General features: G+C 59.2%; 14 protein-coding genes. 7 read left to right on the top strand and 7 right to left on the bottom strand.

All coding sequences use genetic code 11. The features are described from left to right. Positions 1 to 128: 128 nt before the first annotated feature. From BK667_RS22345 to BK667_RS22325, 5 genes are all read right to left on the bottom strand, one after another. Positions 129 to 578, bottom strand: coding sequence for a Spy/CpxP family protein refolding chaperone (locus BK667_RS22345; RefSeq protein ID WP_123509089.1), 450 nt, complete (start codon positions 576 to 578; stop codon positions 129 to 131). Between the two features lie 219 nt (positions 579 to 797). Then, complete coding sequence (locus BK667_RS22340; protein WP_123598925.1) at positions 798 to 1,475, bottom strand: response regulator transcription factor; 678 nt, start codon at positions 1,473 to 1,475, stop codon at positions 798 to 800. Between the two features lie 7 nt (positions 1,476 to 1,482). After that, positions 1,483 to 1,896, bottom strand: coding sequence for an SH3 domain-containing protein (locus BK667_RS22335; RefSeq protein ID WP_123598924.1), 414 nt, complete (start codon positions 1,894 to 1,896; stop codon positions 1,483 to 1,485). Positions 1,897 to 2,006: 110 nt separating this feature from the next. Then, positions 2,007 to 2,306 (bottom strand): YciI family protein, encoded by a 300-nt coding sequence (locus tag BK667_RS22330; RefSeq protein WP_123598923.1) that lies wholly within the window; start codon positions 2,304 to 2,306, stop codon positions 2,007 to 2,009. A 1-nt stretch (position 2,307) separates the two neighbouring features. Further along, entirely contained in the window at positions 2,308 to 2,904 is a 597-nt protein-coding gene (locus BK667_RS22325) for a septation protein A (RefSeq protein ID WP_123509093.1), read from the bottom strand. 87 nt (positions 2,905 to 2,991) lie between these two features. Between BK667_RS22325 and BK667_RS22320 the strand changes: the two genes are divergently transcribed. From BK667_RS22320 to rluB, 6 genes are all read left to right on the top strand, one after another. Beyond that, entirely contained in the window at positions 2,992 to 3,855 is an 864-nt protein-coding gene (locus BK667_RS22320; protein ID WP_123509094.1) for a PHP domain-containing protein, read from the top strand. A gap of 13 nt (positions 3,856 to 3,868) precedes the next feature. Next, entirely contained in the window at positions 3,869 to 4,498 is a 630-nt protein-coding gene (locus tag BK667_RS22315) for an L-threonylcarbamoyladenylate synthase (protein WP_123509159.1), read from the top strand. After that, complete coding sequence (locus BK667_RS22310; protein WP_054049226.1) at positions 4,499 to 5,317, top strand: segregation and condensation protein A; 819 nt, start codon at positions 4,499 to 4,501, stop codon at positions 5,315 to 5,317. It begins immediately after the preceding gene. Positions 5,318 to 5,328: 11 nt separating this feature from the next. After that, entirely contained in the window at positions 5,329 to 6,324 is a 996-nt protein-coding gene (scpB, locus tag BK667_RS22305) for an SMC-Scp complex subunit ScpB (protein WP_123598922.1), read from the top strand. A gap of 124 nt (positions 6,325 to 6,448) precedes the next feature. Then, positions 6,449 to 6,640: a DUF1289 domain-containing protein gene (locus tag BK667_RS22295; RefSeq protein WP_123509097.1), complete on the top strand. Its 192-nt coding sequence runs from the start codon at positions 6,449 to 6,451 to the stop codon at positions 6,638 to 6,640. A 156-nt stretch (positions 6,641 to 6,796) separates the two neighbouring features. Then, positions 6,797 to 8,101 (top strand): 23S rRNA pseudouridine(2605) synthase RluB, encoded by a 1,305-nt coding sequence (gene rluB, locus BK667_RS22290; RefSeq protein ID WP_123509098.1) that lies wholly within the window; start codon positions 6,797 to 6,799, stop codon positions 8,099 to 8,101. Positions 8,102 to 8,304: 203 nt separating this feature from the next. Here the strand turns inward: rluB and BK667_RS22285 are convergent, their stop codons facing one another. Then, positions 8,305 to 9,270 carry a M29 family metallopeptidase gene (locus BK667_RS22285; RefSeq protein WP_123598921.1) on the bottom strand — a complete coding sequence of 322 codons (966 nt, stop codon included), beginning with the start codon at positions 9,268 to 9,270 and terminating at the stop codon, positions 8,305 to 8,307. A gap of 70 nt (positions 9,271 to 9,340) precedes the next feature. Further along, positions 9,341 to 9,475, bottom strand: coding sequence for a hypothetical protein (locus BK667_RS33630; protein ID WP_259698148.1), 135 nt, complete (start codon positions 9,473 to 9,475; stop codon positions 9,341 to 9,343). Between the two features lie 938 nt (positions 9,476 to 10,413). Between BK667_RS33630 and BK667_RS22280 the strand changes: the two genes are divergently transcribed. After that, positions 10,414 to 11,826: an amino acid permease gene (locus BK667_RS22280; RefSeq protein WP_123509100.1), complete on the top strand. Its 1,413-nt coding sequence runs from the start codon at positions 10,414 to 10,416 to the stop codon at positions 11,824 to 11,826. Positions 11,827 to 12,045: the final 219 nt, after the last annotated feature.

Raw genomic sequence — 12,045 nt, 5'->3', positions numbered from 1 at the left:
CGAAGGCGATTTAATGACCAACAGAGATGTTGAATGTTAAATCGCCTTCGCGGGCAAGCCTCGCTCCTACACGGATCTAAATGGTAAAAAACCCGACGGGGTTAGCCGTCGGGTCCGGGGTTATCGCATTATTGCGCTTTTTGCGGCTGTTGCGCTTTCCAGGCCTTGAACTCGGCCCACTCGGCGCGGCGCTCGGCCTGTTTTTTCTGGATCTCGTCGAATTTCTTCTGTTGATCCGGTTTCAGCACGGCGCGCACATCGGCCTGGGCTTTCTGATGCTTGGTGGCCATTTCGTCTTTCATGGCTTTCTGGTCAGCCGGGGAGAGTTTCTCCAGGTATTTCTCGACCAGTTGTTTGCGATCATGCATCTGCTCGCCCATGATTTTGCGGATCTGCTCGCGCTGTTCGCGGCTCAGGTCCAGTTGGCTGTAAGGGCCGCCTTTACCGTGATGGTACATCTGACCGCCGTGGCGCGGGCCGTCCATTGGGCCACCCATCGGGCCGGCCCCTTCAGGCATGGCCATGGCAACGGTCGGCAGGGCGGCGGCGAACATCAGAGCGATAAGAGTCTTGCGCATGGTGAATCTCCTTGTCTCGTTCCCGGTACGTTCCGGATGAGTTCAGATTACGGAGATCAAGGTCAGCGGCGGTCAGCGGAGCGTAAAGCTTGGGTAAAGACAGTTTTGTGCCGACCTGACAAAACTTACAGGCTGCGTAGGAGCAAGGCTTGCCCGCGATGACGGTCTCAAGGACGCCATCGCGGGCAAGCCATGCTCCTACGAGGGAAATGCTTGGGTTCAGAGGCTGTAGTAGTAACCGCGGCTACGCAGGGCCACGATGCGTGGACGACCATCGGGGTGCGGGCCGATCTTCTTGCGCAGGTTGCTGACATGCATGTCCAGGCTGCGGTCGTACAGGGTCAGCTTGCGACCGAGGGCGATCTGCGCCAGTTCCTGTTTGTCCAGAGGTTCGCCAGGTTGCTTGATAAGGGCTTCGAGCAAGCGGCTTTCAGAGACGGTGAGGGTGAATTCCTGTTCGTCGATGCTGACCACACCGCGCACCGGGCTGAAGCACAGGTCACCGAGTTCGAGCTGGCTCGACACGGCTGCCGGATGACTGCGGCGTAATACGGCGCGCAACCGGGCTGTCAGTTCCCGTGGGTCGCACGGCTTGGCCAGGTAATCGTCGGCGCCCAGTTCCAGGCCGAGGATGCGGTCCAGGGGTTCGCCCCGGGCCGAGAGCATCAGCACGGGCAAGTCCGGGTGGTCGTTGCGCAGTTGCTTGAGCAACTCCAGGCCACTGCCGTCGGGCAGCATCACGTCCAGCACCACGGCGGCCGGGGAGGTTTCGGCCAGTGCACGGCGGGCACTCTGGCCATCGTGACAGGCACGGACCACAAAGCCTTCCTGGCTCAACCAACTGCTCAGGAGCTCACACAGCTCCTGATCATCATCAATTAATAACAGCTCGCTCATGACTCACTCAATTTAGCCATTGCCGACGTTTTCGACTTGCTCCACTGGCAAAGATACCGCAGAGCAGGGCCAATAGCGCTACTCCGCCTCCGGTGACGAACCATTGTTGCTGATCGGTCAGCAGGCGGGGCAGCGGACCGTTGGCCAGGGCTTCCTTGAGTTGCAGCTTCAGGCGCTGGTTCTCTTGGCGCAACCGGGCCAGTTGGGCGCTTTCGCGCTCAGCATCGGCATTTAGCAGTTGTTTGTTCAGTTCTTCTCGTTGCTGCTCGCTGACCTTCAAGCGTTGCTGCAACTCGGCGATCTGGCTGCCGGCGCTCAACGACAACGGCGTGGAGTTACTGCCGGGGGCAGCCTCTTCACCGTGCACGGGGGCCACGACCGACAACGTCACCAACATCAGACACAACGGACCCTTGCGCATCACGACTCCTGATTCCAATCGAGTTATTGGGCAAGTTGTCGGCAGGCAAACGAGAATAATGAGCGATTGAGAGCGCGATGAACCGATAAGGTTCATCGCGAGGGGAGAGATTACGGCAGGACTTGCTTGAACGGCTTCACGGAAACGTTGGCGTAGACGCCTGCAGCGACAAATGGGTCGGCTTCGGCCCAGGCTTGTGCGGCGGTCAGGGATTCGAATTCAGCAACGATCAGGCTGCCGGTAAAACCTGCGGCGCCCGGATCATTGCTGTCCACGGCAGGGTTGGGGCCAGCCAGTACGATGCGACCTTCACTCTTGAGCTGTTGCAGGCGCTCAAGGTGTGCGGGCCGGTTAGCCAGGCGGGCTTCCAGGGAATTGGCGACGTCTGTGGCAACGATGGCGTAGAGCATGTCAGTCCTCGGTTTTTGGCGTTGTAGTGTCGGCGTCATGCAGGTGGCGGGACAGATAAATGCCCTGCGCGACCAGGAACAGCAGCGTCATGCCCAGGCTGCCGAAGACTTTGAAGTCGACCCAGTAGTTCTGGAAAGTGAACGCGACGAACAGATTGGCGGCGCCACAGAACAGGAAAAACCCGATCCAGGCGATGTTCAGGCGAGTCCAGACCGCATCCGGCAGGGTCAGCGCGTGGCCCATGATGCGTTTGATCAGCAGTTGGTCGCCGATGAAATGGCTGCCAATGAACGCCAGGGCGAACAGCCAGTTCACCACCGGGGCTTTCCATTTCAGGAAGGTTTCGCTGTGGAACGCCAGGGTCAGGCTACCGAAGACCAGGCAGGCGATGAGGGTCAGCCACTGGCTCTTTTCCAGCTTGCGTTGCTTGATGAAGAGCGTGCCGTACACCACCAGGGAACTGATGATCAGCATTGCGGTGGCGCTGTAAATACCGCCTACAGTGACCTCATGACCGGCAATGTCGACGACCCGTGGATCGATTTTGAAGACGATGAAAAACAGCAGAAGCGGGATGAAGTCGATGAATTGTTTCACAGTGGCAGCCAGAAGCAGGATGTGTCGGCATAATAACAAACATATTGGCGCGCGATAGCGCCAGCTGATTTGAGGTTACAAAGCCCTGTGAATGTTGATTTGCACTGCCATAGCACGGCCTCCGATGGCGCCCTGGCGCCTGCGGTACTGGTTGCGCGTGCGTTCGAGAAAGGCGTGCGAGTCCTGGCCTTGACCGATCACGACACCCTCGAAGGCCTCGACGAGGCCCGCAGCGCCGCGACGGCGTTGGGGATGCAACTGGTCAACGGCGTCGAATTGTCCTGCACCTGGGGCGGCGCGACCATTCATGTGCTGGGCTACGGTTTCGACGTCAATGCCGTACCGTTGGTCGAGGCAATCGCCAAATTGCACGATGGCCGCTGGCTACGGTCCGAAGAAATAAGCCGTAAATTGGCGCTCAAAGGTATGCCAGGCGCGATGGACGGTGCCCGGGAGATGCAAAAAGCGTTGGGCGACAGCGGCAACGCGCCGGCCCGACCGCATTTTGCCGACTGGATGGTGCGCGAAGGTTACGTCAAGGATCGCGCCGAAGCGTTCCGCAAATGGCTGGGCGCCGGCAAGCTGGGCGACGTCAAGCAACACTGGCCGACCCTGGAGGACACCGTCGCGACCCTGCGCGCCGCCGGTGCCTGGGTCAGCCTGGCGCATCCGTGGCATTACGATTTCACTCGCAGCAAGCGTCGTCGCCTGATTGCCGACTATATTCAAGCAGGCGGCCACGCGATTGAAGTGGTCAATGGCCATCAGCCCGCCGAACAGGTGGGCAGCCTGGCCATTCTTGCTCGTGAGTTCGGTCTGCTGGTCAGCGCCGGCAGTGATTTTCATGGCCCTGGAGGCTGGTCGGAAATCGGTGAATATCGCCCGGTTCCGGAGGATCTGCCACCGTTATGGTGTCGATTCAAACATGACCCAATTATTGCCGCCGTCTGAACAGGTAGAAAATGTGAGTCAATTTTTCCAGATTCATCCGGAAAACCCGCAAGCGCGCCTGATTAAACAGGCGGTCGAGATCATCCGCAAAGGCGGGGTGGTGATTTATCCCACAGACTCGTCCTACGCCATTGGTTGCCAGATCGGCGACAAGAACGCCGTGGAGCGCGTACGCCGGTTGCGTCAGCTCGACGACAAACACAACTTCGCGCTGATTTGCAGCGACCTGTCGCAACTGGGGCTGTTCGCCAAGATCGACACCGGCACCTTCCGTATCCTCAAGGCCCATTTACCTGGGCCTTATACGTTTATCCTCAACGCCACCCGCGAAGTGCCGCGCCTGTTGCTGCACGCCAAGAAGCGCACCATCGGCCTGCGGGTGCCAAGCCATCCGATCGCTTTGGCGTTGCTGGCCGAGCTGGGCGAGCCGCTGATGAGCGTGACGCTGATCATGCCCGGCGACACTGACCCGCTGAGCGATCCCCACGAAATGCGCCAGTTGCTCGAGCACCAGGTGGACCTGATCATCGACGGTGGTTTCGGCGGGATCAAAGCCTCCACGGTGATCAACCTTGCCGATGGCGAGCCCGAAGTGATCCGCGTCGGTTGCGGCGACCCTGCGCCATTCATGGCCGAGGCCTAGATGTCTGCAGTAGAACCCGTCGACAGTCAGGCCGGAGCCCAGCAAGAGCTGCCCTTCGCCATGGTCTATGGCCAAGCGGTCATGGAAATGCCGCTGGACCTGTACATCCCGCCGGACGCCCTCGAGGTATTTCTCGAAGCCTTTGAAGGCCCCCTCGACCTGCTGCTCTACCTGATCCGCAAACAGAACATCAACATCCTCGACATTCCGGTGGCGGAGATCACCCGCCAGTACATGGGGTATGTCGAGTTGATGCAGTCGGTGCGCCTGGAACTGGCCGCCGAGTACCTGGTGATGGCCGCGATGCTGGCTGAGATCAAGTCGCGGATGCTGTTGCCACGCGCCGAAACCATCGAAGCCGAAGAAGATGATCCGCGAGCCGAACTGATCCGCCGCTTGCAGGAATACGAGCGCTTCAAGGCTGCTGCCGAGGGCATCGATGGCCTGAGCCGGGTCGGTCGTGACGTAGTAGTGCCCAAGCTCGATGCCCCGGAAGCGAGGGCGCGCAAGCTGTTGCCGGACGTGAGTCTGGAAGAATTGCTGATGTCCATGGCCGAGGTCCTGCGCCGTGGCGACATGTTCGAAAGTCACCAGGTCAGCCGCGAGGCGTTGTCGACCCGCGAGCGCATGAGCGATGTGCTGGAACGGCTCAAGGGCGGCGGTTTCGTTCCCTTTGTCGAGCTGTTCACCGCTGAGGAAGGGCGGTTGGGGGTGGTGGTGACCTTCATGGCGATCCTCGAACTGGTCAAGGAATCCTTGGTCGAGCTGGTGCAGAATGAAGCGTTCGCGCCGATCCATGTGCGGGCCCGAGCCGAATAACGAGTTGAATCATGAACCTGACTGAACCCCGCGAGCTGGCGCCACTGCTTGAAGCCTTTCTGTTGGCCTCGGGAAAACCGCAATCGCTTGAACGCCTGTTCGAACTCTTCGAAGAGGGTGAACGGCCGGAGCCGCCGGTGTTCAAGAAAGCCCTGACGATCCTGGCCAAGTCCTGCGACGGTCGCGCCTTCGAACTGAAGGAAGTCGCGTCCGGCTATCGCCTGCAGATTCGCGAGAAGTTCTCGCCGTGGGTCGGTCGATTGTGGGAAGAGCGCCCGCAGCGTTATTCCCGCGCCATGCTCGAAACCATGGCGCTGATCGCCTATCGCCAGCCGATCACCCGGGGCGAGATCGAAGACGTGCGGGGCGTGGCGGTCAACAGCCACATCGTCAAGACGTTGCTGGAGCGCGAGTGGATTCGCATCGTCGGTTACCGCGATGTGCCGGGTAAACCGGCGATGTTCGCCACCACCAAGGTGTTTCTCGATCACTTCAACCTGAAAAACCTCGACGATTTGCCGCCGCTGGCCGAACTGCGAGAAATGGAACCGGACCCCGTGCTCGATTTCGACGACGCGCCGGTGCCGGCCGGGTTGCAGGAACTGGCCGACGCCAGCGCCGAGCCGGAAGAACCCAAGGAAGAAACCAGTTTCCACACGCTGTTGCTGGAACTCGATGACATGGAGCAGGGGATCAAGACCGATTTTGATGACTTGTTGCGGGATGGGGCGGTGACTGAAGGCGAGGAGGGTCAGGAGCAGCCTGAGCCTGAGATTGAAGTTGAACTTCAGCCTGAGCCTGAAGCCACAATCGAAGACGAGCCGGAAGCAGAGCTGGAAGACGATGTCCTTGGCGTGGCCGAAGCGCGAGAGAAACTCCTGGCCGCCGTCGCCGCTCTGGAACAACCCAAGCCCGAACCGGAACCCGAGCTCAGCGACGAAGAAGCCGAAGCCCGCGCCCTGGCCGAAGCGATCGAAGCCGAACGCCGGGAATTCGACGACGATTAACTTTCCACTGATCGTTCCCACGCTCCGCGTGGGAATGCCGCCACGGACGCTCTGCGTCCGCTGTGACGCAGAGCGTCACGGGATGCATTCCCACGCGGAGCATGGGAACGAGCGGAGTCAAAAAATGAGTTCTACCAAAGACCCCTGCATCAGCCTCTGCAAATTCACCGACGACATCTGCGTCGGCTGTGGCCGCAGCAAGCGCGAAATCAAGGCCTGGAAGAAGCTCGATAAGTCCGACAAACGCACGGTGCTGGCCGAAGCGGCGCTGCGGTTGATCAAGCTTGGCGCCACCGGTCGGCGGAAAGGCAAGTAAGTCTGCATTCATCAGCTAGTCTCTGATGCGCGAACGCTCGCATGAGCGTATGATTCGCGACCCTCCGGCGATCCCTTCGCCCGAGACCCCAGCTTTCAACGCTTCAGGCCCCTCACTTCAGAGCTGCCTGAACAGACCACACCGGGAGGTGCCCAGATGAGTATCAAAGACCAGAACGACGGCCCGAAAGACGACGCCGAAATTGGCCCGGCAGGCGAAAAACTGCAGAAAGTCCTCGCCCGTATCGGCGTCGGTTCGCGCCGTGACGTAGAAGCCTGGATCAGCCATGGACGCATCAAGGTCAACGGCAAAGACGCCACCCTTGGCCAGCGCGTCGACATGCACGACGCCATCACCATTGATGGCCGCGTGATCAAGCGCGAAGAAGCCGCCGAGTCGGTACGCCGCGTGATCATGTACAACAAGCCCGACGGCGAAATCTGCACCCGCCTTGACCCGGAAGGCCGTCCGACCGTATTCGACAAGATGCCAAAACCGAAAGAAGGTCGCTGGATCAACATCGGCCGTCTGGACATCAACACCACCGGTCTGCTGATGTTCACCACCGACGGTGAACTGGCTAACCGCCTGATGCACCCTTCCTACGAGATGGACCGTGAATACGCGGTACGTGTGCGTGGCGAAGTCGATGACGAGATGATCGAGCGCTTGAAAGCAGGTGTTGTCCTCGAAGACGGCCCGGCCAAGTTCACCGACATCAAGCAGGCGCCGGGCGGCGAAGGTTTCAACCACTGGTACCACTGCGTGGTGATGGAAGGTCGCAACCGCGAAGTTCGTCGTCTGTGGGAATCCCAGGGCTTGGTAGTCAGCCGTCTGAAGCGCGTGCGTTTCGGTCCGGTGTTCCTCAACTCCGACCTGCCGATGGGTCGCTGGCGCGAAATGAGCCAGTACGAAGTCGACATTCTGAGTGCTGAAGTGGGCCTGACGCCTGTGGCCATGCCGCAGATGAACGCCAAGAGCAAAGACAAGCTCGATCGCATGCAGCGTAAATCGTCGCGTCCGATGGGCAAGACCGAGCGCGTGCGTTCGTTGCGTCCAGCCATCGGTAACCAGACCGCTGCTACGCCGCGTGACACCCGTGAGCCGCATATCGAAGGCGAGCGTCCAGCCCGCAAGCCGGCAGCGCCTCGCGCTGATGGCGAGCGCGGTCCACGCACGCCACGTCCGGCCAACGGTCGCACCGAGCGCGGCGAAGGCCGTGGTGCTCCGTCCGGTGGTCGTAGCGATCGTGGTGCTCCTCGTGGTGAGGCTCGTGGTGATTCGAGTCGCGGTACGCCAGTGGCCGACCGTCCGGCCGACACCAAGCGTCCGGCCAAGGCACCGGCGAAAAAACGCCCAGGCATCGTTCTGGTCGACAAGGACACGCCATCGGGCAAACGCCGTGGTGCGCCAGCCGGTTCGGGCCAGCGTCCGGGCTTTGGTCGTCGTAAGCCGGAGTGAAGCAGCGGTAAGTTTTTAGCTGCAAGCTGCAAGTGAAAAACGCCAGCCTCAGGGTTGGCGTTTTTTTTTGCGTCTTGCTTCAGTGATGGCTGATCGTTCCCACGCTCTGCGTGGGAATGCAGCCCGGGACGCTCCGCGTCCCTTCCGAAGCGGACGCTGAGCGTCCATTGATGCATTCCCACGCAGAGCGTGGGAACGATCGTTTAGAACACAAACCGCCCATCAAACACCGGCTCATCATCCAGCGCCAACACGCCACCGGAGAAGATCAGGTCCAGGTGATGACTGCCCTTGGCCCCACCGCCCAACCCCAGGTGCAAGCCGCAGTGACGCTCCTCGAACCCGGCATTGCGCGCGTAGAGGTCCTTCACACCTTCGTTGGTGCCAATGCCCAACTCCTCAATCCGCCGATTCGACGGATTGGCGTCCAGGTACTTGTTGAAATCATGTTCCAGCCCCGGCACGTCCGTGGCGATTTTGCTGATGGTCGAGTTCTCGATCCACAACTCCAGCGGCGACTCAAGCACGCCGTACTTGCGGGCAAACGGAATCGTACTGAGGAATGTCCCCATAAAGTTCACGTGGCCATTGATGGACTCGCTGTGGGTGGCGATTTCGCCGGGGGCCAGGTCAAAGTTGCCGACACCGTTGATGTCAGTCCACTTCTTGATGCTGCTTAGCGGTGTTTCAAACCACGAGCCATGGTCATCCTTGAAACTGAGCGTTGTCGCGTGGGACATGCGCTGGATCAAGTGGCTGTTCAACCCGGCAATGCGCTGCGGGGTGACACTGAAGGTGTCGTAGAAGTAATCGCCGTAATCCTTGAACAGCAGCGACTTTTTCCAGTTTTGCGCCATGACTCCTTGCAGCGCACGGACGAATTCCGGGCCTTCGGGGCGTGGGTTGGGCAGGGTGGAAGAGTCGTAGAAGAAAATGTACAGATCACTGGCGGCAATCGCCTGGGCCAGCAATTCGGTCGGTTCGAGGTCCAGGCGCATGGCGCTGAAGCTGAACGGTTGGCTGCTACCGGCCTGTTCGGCGATGGCGCCGGTCAGTGCCTCGTAATCAGCGGTGTGGCCGAGCAAGACCTTCGCCGGGTTTACACCAACAAGGGCCGGGTGTTGTTCGAGGTAGTAAAGGAAATGCGAGATAGCGCGTTGCTTATCCATGTAGTCCTCCCTGACAAACCGAGCAAATGTGGCAGGCACGACCGGCCGGATCGTACCCGCCGGAGGTGGCTTACAGAGGCCACATCGCCGTGCCGAACGGAACAACCGCGTCGGCTTGCATCATTTCAACGGCGGCGTCATGGGTCGGTGCCTCAAACCAATCGTCCAGTTGCAGTTCGGTTTCCAAGTCTTTGTCCAGTTGCATAGTGAATCTCCCAGATGACTTTGATGACTGTTGAAGAGGAACAGCAGCGTGTTTTTCAATCAGTGAATAACCCGCCAACTTGCCGCTTGATGCAATTCGGCAAGTCGCTGAAAACCTAGTTCACAGCGTTTTGGAATGCAAAAAAATAATTAAATAAGATTAGTTTGAATTATTTATCCATTTTTTAGCCGTGAATTTCTTAATAAAAAACAAAAAACTAACTTGACCTTTTCCTTAGGAAGCTTCCTAACGTCAATTTGCAGTCGGGTCATGGATTGATCTGATTTGGCAAGTTTTCGTTACGGTTTGTAACGTGGATTTTACGGATTTCGCCGTCTACGCCCTTGGAATGCATCCCTTTTCAAGCGTGTAAGGAAAACCTTCCGCGTGCCCGCTCTTCAACGGTCCCGCAAGGCTCTGGCGCGCTTGTTTCAGCAACGTTTGAAGGGTGAGATGCGCCCCATGCCTGCCGTGCAGGTGCATAACAAGAAGGAGGCGCAATGAACGCCGTGACTCATCTCTCTATCTCCCCGTGGGCGGGTTTTTTGATCGCCTGCGTCGATGACCTGCAAAGGTCTGACTTCTTTTTTGCAGCCGCCCGGCACCCCCGAGGCGGACACAGGCAATCCCGGCAACCGACGCGCTGATCCAGCGGTGTCTGGCAGCAGGGGGTTAGCGGTGTACAATGCGCCGCGTTTTAACTGTGACCTCCTGCGCATCTGCGCAAATTTCAAGGCTACCCGTCTTGTTCACTCCGCCGCGCCACAAGCGTGTCGGGTTCGATTTCGTCACAGATAAAAACAAACAGGTGACGCATGACCGTTGTAAATACGCTGAACTCCTGGTGCTTGCGCTGGGGTTTGATCGGCGCTGCTTGAAATTGCAACCGAGCAGCAACGTCTACTGAACATCATCAAACCTTGCGTGAGACCCTTTTCATGAGTGGACAAAACTCGCATTCAGGCGAGCTGAAACGCGGCCTGAAAAATCGCCATATTCAACTGATCGCCCTCGGTGGCGCGATTGGTACCGGGCTGTTCCTCGGCTCGGCGGGCGTCCTCAAATCCGCTGGCCCGTCGATGATCCTCGGCTACGCCATCTGCGGCTTCATTGCTTTCATGATCATGCGCCAGCTCGGCGAAATGATCGTCGAAGAGCCGGTGGCCGGTTCCTTCAGCCACTTCGCGCACAAATACTGGGGCGGTTTCGCCGGTTTCCTGTCGGGCTGGAACTGCTGGATCCTGTACATTCTGGTGGGCATGTCGGAGCTGACCGCGGTCGGCAAGTACATCCACTACTGGGCGCCGGACATCCCGACCTGGGTCTCGGCCGCCGGTTTCTTCGTGCTGATCAACCTGATCAACCTGGCCAACGTTAAAGTCTTCGGTGAGGCCGAGTTCTGGTTCGCGATCATCAAGGTCGTGGCGATCGTCGGCATGATTGCCCTGGGCAGTTATTTGCTGGTCAGCGGCAATGGCGGCCCGCAAGCCTCGGTGAGCAACCTGTGGTCCCACGGTGGTTTCTTCCCGAACGGTGTCAGCGGTCTGGTGATGGCCATGGCGATCATCATGTTCTCCTTCGGTGGTCTGGAAATGCTCGGTTTCACCGCAGCCGAAGCCGATAAGCCGAAAACCGTGATCCCCAAAGCCATCAACCAGGTGATCTACCGGATCCTGATTTTCTACATCGGCGCCCTGGTCATCCTGCTGTCGCTGACCCCATGGGACAGCCTGCTGGCGACCCTGAATGCGTCCGGCGATTCCTACAGCGGCAGCCCGTTCGTGCAAGTGTTCTCGATGCTCGGCAGCAACACTGCTGCGCACATCCTCAACTTCGTGGTCCTGACCGCGGCATTGTCGGTGTACAACAGCGGCACCTACTGCAACAGCCGCATGCTGCTGGGCATGGCCGAGCAGGGCGATGCGCCGAAGGCCCTGGCGAAGATCGACAAACGCGGCGTGCCGGTGCGTTCTATTCTGGCGTCGGCTGCGGTGACGTTGATCGCCGTGCTGCTGAACTACCTGATCCCGCAAAACGCCTTGGAGCTGTTGATGTCCCTGGTGGTGGCTACCCTGGTGATCAACTGGGCGATGATCAGCTTCTCGCACTTCAAATTCCGCCAGCACATGGACAAGACCAAACAAACACCGCTGTTCAAGGCCCTGTGGTACCCGTACGGGAACTACATCTGCCTGGCGTTCGTGGCGTTCATCCTGTGCGTGATGCTGTTGATCCCGGGGATCCAGATCTCGGTGTACGCGATCCCGGTGTGGGTCGCGTTCATGTGGATCTGCTACGGCATCAAGAACAAACGCAGCGCGCAGCATGCGTTGCAGACTGCGGTGAAATAAACGCAGCACGCAGAAACCACAAACCCGGCCATGTGCCGGGTTTGTGGTTTTCAGGGTTCACACAACCCCCCGTAGGAGCAAGGCTTGCCCGCGAAGGCGTCAGCACATTCAGCATTGATGTTGGAGGTGCCGACGCCTTCGCGAGCAAGCCCGCTCCCACAGTGGATTTGTGTCGAACACAGCATCCGCGAACACCACCCAACCCCCGTAGGAGCGAGG

Source organism: Pseudomonas frederiksbergensis (genome assembly GCF_003732705.1).
In the GTDB taxonomy this organism is placed as follows: domain Bacteria; phylum Pseudomonadota; class Gammaproteobacteria; order Pseudomonadales; family Pseudomonadaceae; genus Aquipseudomonas; species Aquipseudomonas frederiksbergensis_F.
This window is presented reverse-complemented; position numbering and strand designations above follow the sequence as displayed.